The sequence below is a fragment of the Kribbella swartbergensis genome (genome assembly GCF_054784135.1).
Genome location: NZ_BAAGPM010000042.1, coordinates 19,682 through 34,073 on the forward strand (window position 1 = coordinate 19,682; position 14,392 = coordinate 34,073).

A 14,392-nucleotide genomic window follows, 5' to 3' on the forward strand; every position below is an offset into this window, starting at 1 on the left:
GGACGGGTCCCACCGTCGCGCCGGTCCGGCCGTGCAAGGAGCGTGGATGAATCTCCGCCGCCCATTGGGGCTCGTCACGTCTCTAGGGCTCGTTGTGACAATCTCGGTTGCCATGACGCCAGCCAATGCCGTCCCACCCGCCGCCTCCACCGAGGAGCAGCCCGTGGTCACCGGTTCGTCGTTCTTCACCTCGTTCGAGCCGGGTCAGCCGCAGCCCGGCTACACCGATGCCGTCGAGACCGGCCCGGACGGGACCCCGCGCGCCGACGGCGTCCGCGGCCCCACGCCGACCGGCATCGGCGGCAGCGAGATGGACAAGCTCACCAAGGTCACCGCGAACGGCGAGAACACCGGCGCCGGTGAGATCGCCACCAACGCGGCCGACGGGGACAAGTTCACCAAGTGGCTGGTGTTCCAGCCCACCGGCTGGCTGATCTACGAGACCTCGGTCCCGGTGGTGATCCGCAAGTACGCGCTGACCTCGGCCAACGACGCCGACGGCCGCGACCCGCAGAACTGGACCGTGCAGGGGTCCAACGACGGGACCACCTGGACCACGCTGGACACCCGGACCGGCCAGAGCTTCGAGAACCGGTTCCAGACCAAGGAGTACAGCTTCTCGAACGAGACGCCGTACAGGTTCTTCAAGCTGGACATCACGCTGAACCACGGTGAGAACATCGTCCAGCTCGCTGACTGGTACCTGTCCAACGGCGCCCCACTGCCGCCGCCCGGCCCGACCGCTGAATCGCGGCTGGACTCCGGGCCGAGCAGCGCCTACAACGCCCGCGCCCGGGTCGGGTTCACCGGCGTGAAGTCGTTCCGGTACGCCGGTCATCAGACCGGCGAGGGCCGTGGCTACACCTGGAACAAGATCGCCGACGTCGACCTGAAGATCGGCAAGGACACCCGGCTGTCGTACAAGATCTTCCCCGAGCACACCGAGGGCGACCTCAGCTACCCGAGCACCTTCGCCGCCCTCGACCTGGCGTTCTCCGACGGCACGTACCTGAGCGACCTGAAGGCCCGGGACCATCACGGGTTCGAGCTCAGCCCGCGCGGCCAGGGCGACGCCAAGGGCCTGTCCACGAACCAGTGGAACAACGTCGAGGCGGATCTCGGCAAGGTGGCCGCCGGCAAGACGGTGACCCGGATCCTGGTCGGCTACGACAAGCCGTCCGGACCGGCCGACTTCCGCGGCTGGATCGACGACATCCGGATCGCGGCCGCGGTCAACCCGGACCGGGCCGCGCGGAAGACCGCCGCCAAGCACCCGTCGGAGCTGGCGATCACCACTCGCGGCACGAACTCGACCGGTGGGTTCTCCCGGGGCAACAACTTCCCGGCGACCGCCGTACCGCACGGCTTCAACTTCTGGACGCCGGTGACGAACGCGGGCTCGACGTCCTGGCTGTACGACTACGCCAAGGGAAACAACGAGGCCAACAAGCCGACCATCCAGGCTCTGTCGATCAGCCACGAGCCGAGTCCGTGGATGGGTGACCGGCAGACATTCCAGGTCATGCCGTCCACAGCCGCCACGCCGACCGCCGACCGGAAGGCGCGCGCCTGGTCGTTCAGCCACGACAACGAGATCGCCCGTCCGCACTACTACGGCGTCACGTTCGACAACGGCAACGCGGCCGAGATCGCGCCGACCGATCACGCGGCGATCCTGCGCTTCTCGTTCCCGGCCGGCCAGGCGTCGCTGGTGTTCGACAACGTCAACAACAACGGCGGCCTGACCCTGGACCCCGAGACCGGCGTCGTGACCGGCTTCAGCGACGTCAGGAGCGGCCTGTCCACCGGCGCCGGCCGGCTCTTCGTGTACGGCGTGGTCGATCAGAAGGTGGTTGCCTCCGGCAAGCTGTCGAACGGCGGCGGCGCGAACGTGGGCGGCTACTTCTCGTTCGACCCGAAGGTCACCCAGGTCGAGCTCCGGATCGCCACCTCGCTGATCGGTACGGCGCAGGCGAAGAAGAACCTCGAGCTCGAACTGCCGGCCGGATCGACGTTCGGCAAGGTCAAGGACGCCGCGCAGGCCCGGTGGGACGCGAAGCTGCGCACCATCGAGGTCGAGGGCGCCACCGCCGACCAGCTGACCACGCTCTACTCGAACCTCTACCGGCTGTTCCTCTACCCGAACAACGGCTCGGAGAACACCGGCACGAAGGCGAAGCCGGTGATCGAGTACGCGTCGCCGACGTCGCCGAAGGTCGGTACGGACACCCCGACCACGACCGGTTCGAAGATCGTGGCCGGCCAGACGTACGTGAACAACGGCTTCTGGGACACCTACCGCACCGTGTGGCCGGCGTACTCGCTGTTCGCGCAGGACTCCGCCGCCGATCTGGTGAACGGGTTCGTCCAGCAGTACAAGGACGGCGGCTGGATCTCCCGCTGGTCGTCACCGGGCTACGCGAACCTGATGGTCGGCACCAGCTCCGACGTGGCCTTCGCCGACGCCTACCTGAAGGGCATCAAGGGTTTTTCAGACGCAGACGTCCAGTCGATCTACAACGCCGCGGTCAAGAACGCGGCCGTCGTACCGCCGTCGCAGAACGTCGGCCGCAAAGGGCTGGACCTGTCGACCTTCAACGGCTACACGGCCAACACCACCGGTGAGGGCTTCAGCTGGTCGATGGACGGCTACATCAACGACTTCGGCATCGCGAACATGTCGAAGCGGCTCTACGACACCGCGAAGAAGAACGACCCGCGCAAACAGGAGTACCTGGACAACTACCATTACTACCTGAACCGGGCCCGCAACTACGTCACCCTGTTCGACCCGGCGATCGGGTTCTTCCAGGGCAAGGGTCCGGACGGCGTCTGGGGTCACGCGCCGAGCACGTTCGACCCGCGGGACTGGGGTCACGACTACACCGAGACGAACGCGTGGAACATGGCGTTCTCGACCCCGCAGGACGGCGCCGGCCTGGCCGCGATCTACGGCGGCCGCGACGGGCTCGCCAAGAAGCTCGACGAGTTCTTCAGTACGCCGGAGGACGCGCTGCACACCGGCGGGTACGGCGGGACGATCCACGAGATGCTCGAGGCACGCGACGTACGGATGGGTCAGTACGGGCACAGCAACCAGCCGTCGCACCACATCCCGTACATGTACAACTTCGCCGGGCAGCCGTGGAAGACGCAGGAGAAAATCCGCGAGGTGCTGTCGCGGCTGTACCTCGGGTCCGAGATCGGACAGGGATACCCCGGTGACGAGGACAACGGCGAGATGTCCGCGTGGTACCTGTTCAGCATGCTCGGGTTCTACCCGCTGCAGGTGGGCGCGCCGACGTACGCGATCGGTTCGCCGCTGTTCATGAAGGCGACGGTGCGGCTGGCCGGCGGCAAGAAGCTGGTGGTCAGCGCACCGGGCAACGACGCGCGGAACGTCTACGTCAAGGGCGTCCGGGTCAACGGCAAGAAGTGGACCTCGACCGCGTTGCCGCACGAGTTGATCGCGAACGGCGGCAGGATCGAGTTTGAGATGACCGATCAGCCGTCGAGGTGGGGTACCGGCCGCAACGACGCGCCGCCGTCGATTACCACCCCGGGCGAGGACCCGAAGACGTGGCACGACTCCACGTCGGACGAGGGTGCGGTGGTCGGCGCCGGTGGTCAGGACGTGACCGGGCTGACCGACAACAACGCCAAGACACAGGTCACCCTGACCGGCGCGAACCCGACCGTCACGGTGGCGCTGCCACAGGGCCGACCGGTCGGGATGTACACGCTCACCAGCGGCGCCACCGGGACGCCGCCGTCCGGGTGGGTCCTCGAAGGCTCGAACGACGGTACGACGTGGACCACGGTCGATCGTCGTACCGGCGAGAAGTGGACGGGGGCGTCGTACACCCGGTCCTTCAGCATCGCCTCGCCGAAGGCGTACACGCAATACCGGCTGGTGCTGACGCCGGCGGGCAGCGAGGGTGTCACGCTGGCCGAGATCGAATTGCTCGGGACCCTGAAGGGCGTCGAGCCCGGCACGCATCCCAGCGAGAAGCGGGTCGCCCAGACGAAGCCCAGCCCGACGCCGTCGCAGTCGATCGACCGCAACTACGGCTGACAGTCAGCGGGGCGGCGGCCCTGTGCCGCCGCCCCTGCTGGACGTCTCCGGCGGAGCCTGCCCCTGAAAGGTTCCGCCGGGTCAATGAGGAGGGGTGGCGGTCCCCGCCCGGACTGCCACCCCTTCACCCCTAACGACGTCCGAACCGTCCGCGGGGTTGCCTTGGCGCCGAACTGTCCACATGCCGGACAGATCAGCGGGTGACGGCCGCGAACCAGGCCAGATTCAGCGCCATCAGCGCCGCTCCCGCCGCCACGGTCGTGGTCCAGCCGACACCGGCGCGACGGGCGAGCACCGGCAGCGCAAGCGCCATGGCGAGTCCACCGATCTGCACCGTGAACAGCACGCCCAACAGGTCGACCACGCAGTGCCGCGCCGACGGTGCACACAGCGGCGCGCCGGTCCGCACCATCAGCTCGAAGGCGAGCGCCGCCAACACTCCGGTCAGCGCCGCCTGCAACAGACTCTTGCCGAACAGTCCGGTGTCCATACGATCACGCTAAGCGGCGGCCGGGCGCCGTACCTGAGTGAAACTACTCAGCCGGACCAGCGGCCGGTGAAGAAGGCCGCCGCCCAGATCGCGGCCAGAGGTACAGCGACCGCGAGATAGAGCCGGCCGAGCCAGGGTTTTCGCTGGGCCAGGACCGCGAGCCCGATCCACAGCGGCCACCAGAGCAGGGTCGCCCGGGTGAGCGAGTAGATCCAGAACGACGTACAGAACGCTCCGACGGTCGCGGCCACCCAGGCCGCCTCACCCCAGGATCGGCGCCAGACCAGCCAGACGAGCAGGAGCAGACCGATCGCCAGCGTGACCAGTTCGGCCCGGAACATCCAGGTCCAGTCGCTGCGGTCGCCGGTGAAGTGGCCCTTCGTCGCGGCGTCGACAGTGTGCGTGATCGAGATCCACGGCCAGGTGAACTCGCGCGCCCAGCCCTTCTCCTGCGCCTCCTGCCAGGCGAACCACGACCCGTGGATCTGCTTCAGGTAGGCCATGAAGCCGAGCACCGGGACGGCCGGCAACGCCAGCCACGGCAGCGACAGCCAGTCCCGCTTCTTCGAGGTGACGAACTCGACGATCAGCGCGACCGCGAGGAAGATCCCGGACACCCGGACCGTCGACGCCAACGCGACCAGGATCGCGGCCCGCGCCCAGCGCCCCTGCCGCGCGGCCAGCCAGGCCGGGAACGCGAACGCACAGAACAGCGCCTCGGTGTACCCGGCAGCCAGGAAGACACCGACGGGCGCGGCGTACCAGATCACCGCAGCGTTCGGGCCGAGGTTCTGGAGCTCCGGGAATTCGTACTGCGCCAGCCGCGCGAGGTACACACCGGCGATCGCACTCGCGACCGCCGACACGACGATGCCCGCGGCAACGTAACCGATCCCGGTCCAACTGACGAGCCGGACCAGGACCGGGAAGCCAGGGAAGAAGGCGGCCAGCGGCGCCCCGGACGGCTCGCCGTTCGCGTACCCGAACTCGGCGACCGCCTTCAGGTGCCAGACGTCCCACTGCAGCCAGGCCCGCCAAACGTTCGGGTAGTCACTCCCCCGGTTGAACAGCAACGGGGCCGACAGCGACAACAACAACAGTCCGGCCCGGGTGACCAACCACCACCCGAGGACCTCCCGCGCCATCGGGGTGGGCATCCATCTCCGCAACCACACCCCGTCGGCCCGGGCCCGCCGGGCTCGGCCGGGCTTTTCGGGCCGCTGCTCACCGGCCGTCCGCTCAAACACAGACGCCCCCCACGAAACCCACCCGAGCCCGAATCACGCCCCCATGGTGCCCCATCCGAAAAGCAACCGGCGGCACCCGGTGGGGGATGCCGCCGGTCCGGGCTATTGGCCCCCGCCCGGTTTGCGCGGTGTCTCGCTCGGTTCGGTCGTCGGTCCGCCGGTGGGCAACGACGGCCAGACAGGGGTCTTGGTCGGCTTCGTCCGCGGCGGTGTCCTGGTCGGTGTCTGCGTCGGCGTCCGGGTCGGCGTCTGCGACGGCGTCTGGGACGGGGTGGTCTGCGTCCGGGTGGGCGTCCGCTCCGGGGTCCTCGTCGGGGTCGAGGTCGGCGTCGGGCTGTCCTTGATCGCCTCCTCGTCGGGCTCGGCGAACTCCGCCTCCGGCTGGCCCTCGAGGGCGGGCTCCATGAACGCCAACCAGGTCTTCAGCGGCCAGCCGCCACCGAAGAACGCCGGCTCGTCGGAGTACGGGTCGAGGTCGGCCTCACCGGTCTTACCGGCGCGGTACAGCACCGACGTGGACAGTTGCGGCGTGTAGCCGGTCCACCAGGACGTCAGCGTGTCGGCGCCCTCCTTGCAGCCGCCGCACTCGGCGTTCTCCTTGCGGTGCTCGACCGCGACGCCACCCGCCGTACCGGTCTTCCCGGCCGCCGGCCGTTCCAGCTCCCTGGCGTCGGAACCGCTGCCCTTCTTGACCACGTCCTGCAGGGCGTAGTTGACCATCCGGGCGACATTCGGCTCGAAGGCCTGCTTCTTCTGCTTCTCCAGGCTCTTCTCCGACCAGAGCACCTTGCCGTCCGGGCCGGTCACACTCTTGATGGTGTGCAGCGGCGCGTACTTGCCGTCGGCGGCGAAGGTGGCGTAGGCGTTGGCCATGTCGACCGGCGAGGCGTACGGGTCCGGGCCGAGCACCGTGGACGGGTTGTTTCGGCCGACCTCGAGTGCCTTGGTCTTCGGGATGCCGGCCGCGAGGGCCGCGTTCACCACCTTGTCCGGACCATCCTCCATCTGCTTGTCGACCAGGTCGTAGAAGGCGGTGTTGATCGACTGCTCGGTCGCCTTCAGCAGGGTGACGTCGCCGTAGTCCCGGTCGAACTCGTTGTTGAGTTCCTTGCCCTGGATCTCGATCGGGCTGTCACCCTGGAAGACGTCGTAGATGCTTCTGTCGTCCAGCAGCGCGGCGGCCACCGCGAACGGCTTGAACGACGAACCCGGCCGGGCCTTCAGCGTCGCCCAGTTCAACTGGCTCTTGAGGTAGTCCGGCCCGCCGTACATCGCCACCAGCTCACCGGTGCCCGGTCTCACCGCCGCCATGCCGACGTGCAGGTTGTCGCGTTTCTCCGGCAGCTCCTTCTGTGCCGCGGCGACCATGTCCTGCTGCGCCTCGTAGTCGAAGGTGGTGACGACCTTCAAGCCGCCGCCGCTGATCTCGTCCTCCTCGAAGCCCAGCCGCAGCAGTTCCTTGCGGGCCATGTCGAGCAGGAAGCCGTTCGGGCCCTTGAAGCGGTCGCTCTTCACCTTCTTCTTGATCTTCGGCAGCGACTTGCCGTACGCGGTGGCCTGCGCCTGGGTGATGGTGCCGCTCTGCCGCATCCCGTCGAGGACGTACTGGTACCGATCGATGATCCGCTTCTTCGTCCGCGGGTCCGGGTCGTCGATGTCGAACAGCGACGGGTTGTTGAGCACCGTGGCCAGGAAGGCGGCCTGCTGAACTGTCAGCTTCCGCGGGTCCGGCTGGCTGAAGTACGCCTCGCCGGCCGCCGACACGCCGTACGCGCCCTCACCGAAGTAGATGGTGTTCAGGTAGCCCTCGAGCGTCTTGCTCTTGTCCTGTTGCCGGCTCAGCTTCGTCGCGATGAACAGCTCTTCGAACTTCCGCGAGATCGTCCGTTCCTGGGTCAGGTACATGATCTTCACGTACTGCTGGGTGATCGTCGAGCCACCCTGCAACTGCTCGCCGCGCGCGATGTTCCAGGCCGCCCGCGCCATCCCCGAGGGCGAGATGCCGGGGTTGGTCCAGAACGTGCGGTCCTCGGCCGCGATCACCGCGTCCTGGACGTGCTTCGGGATCTGCGCCAGCGGCACCGAGTGCCGGTTCTGGTCGTAGAAGGCGCCGAGCTGCCTGGTGCCGTTGGCGTACGTCACCGTGGTGGTGTTGGTGGCGAACTCCTTGTTCGGGTCCGGGATGTCGGTGGTCTGGTAGATGATGAAGAAGGCGGCCGTGCCGACGATGATGCCGAGGAAGAACAGAGCCAGCAGCCAGCCGAGGACCCGGAGCGCCCAGTGTCTCTTGCGCCGGGCGGGAACGGCCTTTCTACGAGCTTCACTCACAGTGCTGTCCTCGACGATCTCACGGAAGTCATTGCCCCACAGACTACGCAGGGTGTGGTAACGGCCCCGAATCCGCTCCGGATGCTAACAAGCCCGCCGGCCGGCCGCGATGCGCCTCGACTTCGCCTTACGAAGATCTGCCGGTAGCGCGAGTAAGCGGTTACCCGGTGACGTGCGGTGCGAGCAACGTCACGGCGATCAGGGCGGCCGGGAAGCAGGCCAGGAACATCGTGAACGTGTAGCCCATGATGTCGCGCGCCTTCAGGCCCAGGATGGCCAGCGTCGGAAGCATCCAGAACGGCTGCAGCAGGTTCGCGCTCGCCTCGCCCAGGTCGTACACCACGACCATCCAGCCCGCGTCGACCTGCAACTCGTTCGCGGCCTGCAGTACGTACGGCGCCTCGATCACCCACTTGCTGCCACCGCTCGGCACGAAGATGCCGAGGATGCAGGAGTAGATCGCGACCAGCGGCGGGAAGAGGAACTGGTTGCTCGCCTGCACCAGCCAGCCGGCGATCCGGGCCGAGATCCCGGTGTAGGCGATCATCCCGAAGATGCCGCCGTACAGCGGGAACTGCAGCAGTACGCCGGCCGCCGCCGGAGCCCCGTCACGCACCGCCCGGGCCATCCGCCACGGCCGCCAGTGCAACAGCAGTGCGAGCAGGAACAGGATCAGGTTGACCGTGTTCAGGTCCAGTGCGTTGAAGAAGCTCTTCCCGTCGAAGTAGCGCACCAGGTACACCACACCGAGTACGACGATGAGCAGGCTGAACAGCGGTGAGTGCTCGAGCCAGTCACCCGGCCTCCGTGCCTCGCCCTCCTCCCGCCGGTCGTTGTACGCCGAGCCACGTCCGACAAGCGGCCGTAGCTCGATGCCGAGGTGCTCCGCGGTCCGCGAGTTGTCGCCACCGGGCGCGATGAACCACGCCATGCCTACGCCCACGACGTACACGAAGAGCGTTGCGACGAGCGCCTGCCACGTGAAGATGGTGTCGCTCAGCGGGATGAGTCCGCTCTCGCGGCCGCCGGCCTTGATGACCTCCTGCACTGGCGCCGGGCTGCTGCTCGCACTGGCGACCTGCAGCGCGGCCGAGCCCGACAGGCCCTGCGCCCACACAGTGCCGAGACCCAGGAACGCCATGGCGCCCAGCGCGCGGTAGTCGGCCTTGGGCACGTTGCGAGCCACCTCACGCGCCAGGATCGCGGCGAAGATCAGGCTGAAGGCCCAGTTCAGGTACGACGCCAGCATGGCGACCGCGGCGACGAAGGCGACCGCGGTCCGCGGCGTGCCGGGAACGCGAGCCAGCCGGGCGATCAGCCGCGTGACGGGCCGACTGGTCGCGACGGCGTACCCACCGATGATGATCATCGCCATCTGCAGGGTGAACGTGATCAGCGACCAGAAACCGATGCCCCAGGCATCGACCATGCCGAAGCCCTTGGTCGCGGCCGGGTCGTCCGGGCGTTTCAGCAGTGGCTCGCCGGTGACGAGGCCGAAGACCAGCACCACGAAGGTGCCGACCAGGACGAATCCGAAGGCGTCGGGCAGCCACTTCTCGGTGAAGGCGGTGAACCGCAGCGCGGTCCGGGCCAGCGCCCCTTCACCCTCGACGCCGTGCTTCGCGTGCTTCCCCTGGACGTCGACCATGACCCTCCGCTCCTGCGCCACGACTCTGTGTGTCAGCTGATTAACGCAGATCGACGCCTGACGTGACAGGTTCTCCGGCGCGTACGGGTGAGGCAGGTGACATGCGGGGACTTTGTCAGCTCTTGTCCACAGGCCCGCGTCTGTTTACAGTGGCGGCACGATGTATCGAGTCGATACATCAGGTCATGACAAACTGGACCGAGGGAGGTGGCTCATGGGAAACCGCAGTGGGGTCCTGGAGCTCGCCGTACTCGGTCTGCTGCACGAAGCGCCGATGCACGGTTACGAGCTCCGCAAACGCGTCAACGCCCAGTTCGGCTGGGGACGCGTGCTGTCGTTCGGTTCGCTCTACCCGTGCCTGAAGGCGATGCTCCGCAACGGCCTGATCACGGCCGACCCCGGGACGCCGGAGTCGGGTCGCAGGCCCAAGATCGTCTACACGATCACCGCCGACGGCAAGGACTACTTCGCGCACGCGATGCACGATGCCGGTCCGTCGGCCTGGGAGGACGACACGTTCGGCGTCCGGTTCTCGTTCTTCGGCCGGACCGATCCGGCCACCCGGTTGCGCATCCTCGAGGGCCGGCGAGCCCGGATGGAGGAGCGGCTGGCCAACTTCCGGGCAGCGATGAGCCGGACCGCGGAGCGGGTCGACCGCTACACCCTCGAGCTGCAACGGCACGGCCTGGAGTCGGCCGAGCGCGAGGTCCGCTGGCTGAACGAACTGATCGACGGCGAGCGGCGGCAACAGCGGCCCCCTGACCAGCACCAACCGCCTAACCAAGGAGATTCCAGATGACCTCGATCCGGGTAGCGATCGTCGGTGTCGGCAACTGCGCCAGCTCGCTCGTCCAGGGCGTGCACTACTACCGCGACGCGAAGCCGGGGGAGCGCGTCCCCGGTCTGATGCACGTCGTGTTCGGCGACTACCACGTCCGCGACGTGGAGTTCGTCGCCGCCTTCGACGTGGACGGCAAGAAGGTCGGCCTGGACCTCGCCGACGCGATCGGCGCCAGCGAGAACAACACGATCAAGATCTGCGACGTACCGCCGACGGGTGTCGTGGTGCAGCGGGGTCACACCCTCGACGGCCTGGGCAAGTACTACCGCGAGACCATCACCGAGTCCGACGCCTCGCCGGTCGATGTGGTGGCGGCTTTGCGTGAGGCGGCTGTCGACGTACTGGTCTGCTACCTGCCGGTGGGGTCGGAGCAGGCCGCGAAGTTCTACGCCCAGTGCGCGATCGACGCGGGTGTCGCGTTCGTCAACGCGCTGCCGGTCTTCATCGCCGGGACCAAGGAGTGGGCGGACAAGTTCACCGCGGCCGGCGTGCCGATCGTCGGTGACGACATCAAGTCGCAGATCGGCGCCACCATCACCCACCGGGTGCTGACCAAGCTGTTCGAGGACCGCGGCGTCACCGTCGACCGGACCTACCAGCTGAACGTCGGCGGCAACATGGACTTCAAGAACATGCTCGAGCGGGAGCGGCTGGAGTCGAAGAAGATCAGCAAGACCCAGTCCGTCACCTCGCAGCTGCGCGAGGAGATCGACGAGCGCAACGTGCACATCGGTCCGTCCGACTACGTGGCCTGGCTGGACGACCGCAAGTGGGCGTTCATCCGGCTCGAGGGCCGCAACTTCGGCGACGTCCCGCTCTCGCTGGAGTACAAGCTCGAGGTCTGGGACTCGCCGAACTCGGCCGGCATCATCATCGACGCGATCCGCGCGGCCAAGATCGCCAAGGACCGCGGCATCGGCGGCCCGATCCTGTCCGCGTCGTCGTACTTCATGAAGTCGCCGCCGGAGCAGTACGCCGACGACGTCGCACGCGAGCAGGTGGAGAAGTTCATCCGCGGCGAGGTCGAGCGCTGAGGTCGTCGTACCCGCAGCCCGCAGCTGGTCCCGGCCGGCTGCGGGCTGTTCTCTAGGCTGGTCCGCATGCGGCTTCACGTCGGGTGTGCGCAGTGGACGCATCCCGCCTGGCCGCAACCGTCTCGCTCGAAGCTCCAGGCGTACGCCTCGTGGTGCAACGCGGTCGAGAGCAACACGACCTTCTACGCGACCCCGTCCCGCTCGACCGTCGAGAACTGGGCCGGGCAGACCCCGCCTGACTTCCGCTTCGTGGTCAAACTCCCGCAGCTGATCACCCACGAACGCCGCCTGACCAACGTCGAGGCCGAGCTCCGCGAGTTCCTCACCGCGATCGAGCCACTCGCCTCCCGAACCCACGCCGTCTGGATCCAGCTCCCGGCTGCCTTCTCCCCCAACGACCTCGGCACCCTCGCAGCCTTCCTGTACCACGCGCCGCGCGGTTACCGGTACGCCGTCGAGGTCCGCCATCCGGCCTTCTTCGACGAACCTCGCGCGGCCGCCAACCTCGAACGGGTCCTGGCTCGTGCGGACGCCGAGTGGATCCCGTTCGACACCGTCACGCTGTTCGGCCGCCGTCCCACGAGCTATGCCGAACGCGACGCCTGGATGAGGAAGCCCCGGGTCTCGCGTCGCACCCGGGCGCTGACAGCGCATCCGATCGTCCGCTACATCGGGCGCGACTCGGTGGACGAGACTGTCGACGGCTGGGCCTACCTCGTGGACACCGTCGTGAACTGGCTCGGCGAGGGCCGGTCACCGACCATCTTCCTGCACACACCGGACAACGCCGAGGCCCTCACCCTGGCCCGCCGCTTCCACGCCGAGATCCACTACCGCGTCCCAACCCTCGCCCCCCTACCCGACCCCATCGAGATAGAACCCCCCACCCTGTTCTGACCCTCGCCGGGAATCCCACCCATTCGCGGATCCCGGGCTATTCGCGGATCCCCGGCCGGTTCACGGACCCCGACCGTGCCTGAACCCCGAGCCGTGCCCGAACCCATAGCCCGTGCCCGACCCCCGGGCGGTGCCCGCCCCCCAGGCGGTGCCTGAACCCCCGGGCGGTACTGAACTCACCGCCCGTCCAACTCCGGCGCCGTACCCGAACCCACCGCCCGTCCCACAACCCAGCCCCCAGGCCGTGCCCGAACCCACCGCCCGTGCCCGAACCTCCGGGCCGTGCCCGAAACCCGCCGCCCGTCCCCCAAACCCGGGCCGTACCCGAAACCCACCGCTCATCCACCAAATCCGGGCCGTACCCGAAACCCACGGCCCATCCACCAAATCCGGGCCGTACCCGAAACCCACGGCCCATCCACCAAATCCGGGCCGTACCCGAAACCCACCGTCCATCCCCCAAACCCGGGCCGTACCCGGACCCCCGACCCGTCCCCCAACTCCCGGGCCGCACCGGAACCCACCGCATGTGGCCGAACCCAACCCCCGGGCCGTGCCCGAACCCACGGCCCGTCCCCCACCCCGGGTCGGGCCCGACTCCCACGGCCCGTGCCCGACCCCCCGGCTGTTACGGATCCCCGGTTGTTCCGGGTTTTCCACAGTTGGAAAGTTCGCCGTCAGGGCCGAGCCGAATCTCCATATGTTCTCCGCCGAGATCACCCCTCGGGAGGACAGACATGGAGTACGAAACCCTTGCCAACCCCGGCGTCCGAGCCACCGCGGAGGAGCGACAGGCCCGCGCGGAATGGCTCGCCGCCGAGTTCCGCCGACGGGCGGCCGCCTGCGACGACCCCGCCGAGCAGGCCAACCTGCTGCGCTCTGCGGACTCGCTCGTCCGCCTGGCCACGGCGCACCAGCCGTGACCGCCACCCCGCTCGCGGCTCGTGCTGCAACCCCAGCCCGCACCTCGGAGCGCCCTTCGGTGCCAACGTCGCTCGAGGACCTGCTGGCACGCAGCGGTCCTGAGGCACTCGCGCTCTCCGGCGCAGAACAGTCCGCCTGGAACGGTCAGGTCATCGAGACAACCGGCGAGGTCCTCGGCCTCGCCGGCTGGGACCGCACGCTCTACCTCGGCGACAGCATCCTCGATCCACTGCGCCGGATGTACGAACGCTTCGGCGAAGTCCAGCCGCTCCCGGACCTGGCCCGCTACCGCGAATCCCTCGCCACGATCCTGCACGAACAGGCACATTTCCTCGGCCCGGCCGGCGCGACCCAGGAGGCGGCACGGGGCGCCTTCACCCAACCCGGCGGCCGCCAACTCGAGGAAGGTGTCGCCGAGGCCTGGGTCCAGGACAACCTGGACGCCTTCCTGGCCCGGCTCGGCGTCGAAAAAGTTGCCCCAGGCATCGAAAACGTCCGGGCCGGCGGCTACTACCCGGCCTTCGTCCCCGCCGTCCGCATCCTCACCGCGGACCTGGAGGACCGCGCCGGGCTGCACCGCGGCGCGGTCCTCAACGCCCTCAACCGCCAGACCGCCGAAGGCCAGTTCCCACTCCTGGTCTCCCTGCTCTACAACTCGTCCCGCCTGCCGGACCTCGACTCCCCCGCCGAGGCCGCCGGAGTCCGCGATCGCCTCGAGACCCTCCTCCGCGACGGTCTCCTCCAACTCGACGCCTACGAACTCCTCCCACCCGGCTTCGCCGCCGCCCGCTCCCGCTCCACCACAGGCGCCCTCCTAACCCGCCTCCACACCGAACTAAGAACCTCCGAAGCCCTCCACCACCCCCACCCACCCGCCTGCACCCTCCCCACCCCCACCATCACCCCAC

General features: G+C 68.3%; 10 protein-coding genes. 6 read left to right on the top strand and 4 right to left on the bottom strand.

The features are described 5' to 3' along the window. Positions 1 to 112 precede the first annotated feature (112 nt). Positions 113 to 4,075, top strand: coding sequence for a GH92 family glycosyl hydrolase (locus tag ACYVOK_RS33880; protein ID WP_460666686.1), 3,963 nt, complete (start codon positions 113 to 115; stop codon positions 4,073 to 4,075). 193 nt (positions 4,076 to 4,268) lie between these two features. Here ACYVOK_RS33880 and ACYVOK_RS33885 read toward each other — a convergent pair whose 3' ends face one another. The 4 genes from ACYVOK_RS33885 to ACYVOK_RS33900 form a co-directional block, all read right to left on the bottom strand. Further along, positions 4,269 to 4,565 carry a hypothetical protein gene (locus ACYVOK_RS33885; protein WP_460666687.1) on the bottom strand — a complete coding sequence of 99 codons (297 nt, stop codon included), beginning with the start codon at positions 4,563 to 4,565 and terminating at the stop codon, positions 4,269 to 4,271. Between the two features lie 47 nt (positions 4,566 to 4,612). Continuing rightward, positions 4,613 to 5,722, bottom strand: coding sequence for a mannosyltransferase family protein (locus ACYVOK_RS33890; RefSeq protein WP_460666688.1), 1,110 nt, complete (start codon positions 5,720 to 5,722; stop codon positions 4,613 to 4,615). Between the two features lie 192 nt (positions 5,723 to 5,914). Then, the gene (locus ACYVOK_RS33895) at positions 5,915 to 8,140 is read right to left on the bottom strand and encodes a transglycosylase domain-containing protein (protein WP_460666689.1); all 2,226 of its coding nucleotides are present in this window, start codon (positions 8,138 to 8,140) and stop codon (positions 5,915 to 5,917) included. Positions 8,141 to 8,300: 160 nt separating this feature from the next. Further along, positions 8,301 to 9,788, bottom strand: coding sequence for a short-chain fatty acid transporter (locus ACYVOK_RS33900; RefSeq protein WP_460666690.1), 1,488 nt, complete (start codon positions 9,786 to 9,788; stop codon positions 8,301 to 8,303). A gap of 214 nt (positions 9,789 to 10,002) precedes the next feature. Here ACYVOK_RS33900 and ACYVOK_RS33905 point away from each other — a divergent pair, with 214 nt between their 5' ends. The 5 genes from ACYVOK_RS33905 to ACYVOK_RS33925 all read left to right on the top strand — a co-directional run. After that, complete coding sequence (locus ACYVOK_RS33905; protein ID WP_460666691.1) at positions 10,003 to 10,587, top strand: helix-turn-helix transcriptional regulator; 585 nt, start codon at positions 10,003 to 10,005, stop codon at positions 10,585 to 10,587. Then, the gene (locus ACYVOK_RS33910; protein WP_460666692.1) at positions 10,584 to 11,663 is read left to right on the top strand and encodes an inositol-3-phosphate synthase; all 1,080 of its coding nucleotides are present in this window, start codon (positions 10,584 to 10,586) and stop codon (positions 11,661 to 11,663) included. The genes ACYVOK_RS33905 and ACYVOK_RS33910 overlap by 4 nt, the downstream gene beginning before the upstream one ends. A gap of 66 nt (positions 11,664 to 11,729) precedes the next feature. Next, complete coding sequence (locus ACYVOK_RS33915) at positions 11,730 to 12,560, top strand: DUF72 domain-containing protein (protein ID WP_460666693.1); 831 nt, start codon at positions 11,730 to 11,732, stop codon at positions 12,558 to 12,560. A 737-nt stretch (positions 12,561 to 13,297) separates the two neighbouring features. Further along, positions 13,298 to 13,483: a hypothetical protein gene (locus ACYVOK_RS33920; RefSeq protein ID WP_460666694.1), complete on the top strand. Its 186-nt coding sequence runs from the start codon at positions 13,298 to 13,300 to the stop codon at positions 13,481 to 13,483. Between the two features lie 59 nt (positions 13,484 to 13,542). Continuing rightward, a partial coding sequence (locus ACYVOK_RS33925) for a hypothetical protein (protein WP_460666695.1) occupies positions 13,543 to 14,392 on the top strand: 850 nt, incomplete at its 3' end.

Excerpts from the sequence above, each read along its gene's own strand:
- ACYVOK_RS33900 (WP_460666690.1), bottom strand. The coding sequence starts at position 9,788 with ATGGTCGACGTCCAGGGGAAGCACGCGAAGCACGGCGTCGAGGGTGAA.
- ACYVOK_RS33910 (WP_460666692.1), top strand. The coding sequence starts at position 10,584 with ATGACCTCGATCCGGGTAGCGATCGTCGGTGTCGGCAACTGCGCCAGC.
- ACYVOK_RS33880 (WP_460666686.1), top strand. The coding sequence starts at position 113 with ATGACGCCAGCCAATGCCGTCCCACCCGCCGCCTCCACCGAGGAGCAG.
- ACYVOK_RS33885 (WP_460666687.1), bottom strand. The coding sequence starts at position 4,565 with ATGGACACCGGACTGTTCGGCAAGAGTCTGTTGCAGGCGGCGCTGACC.
- ACYVOK_RS33915 (WP_460666693.1), top strand. The coding sequence starts at position 11,730 with ATGCGGCTTCACGTCGGGTGTGCGCAGTGGACGCATCCCGCCTGGCCG.
- ACYVOK_RS33890 (WP_460666688.1), bottom strand. The coding sequence starts at position 5,722 with ATGCCCACCCCGATGGCGCGGGAGGTCCTCGGGTGGTGGTTGGTCACC.
- ACYVOK_RS33905 (WP_460666691.1), top strand. The coding sequence starts at position 10,003 with ATGGGAAACCGCAGTGGGGTCCTGGAGCTCGCCGTACTCGGTCTGCTG.
- ACYVOK_RS33920 (WP_460666694.1), top strand. The coding sequence starts at position 13,298 with ATGGAGTACGAAACCCTTGCCAACCCCGGCGTCCGAGCCACCGCGGAG.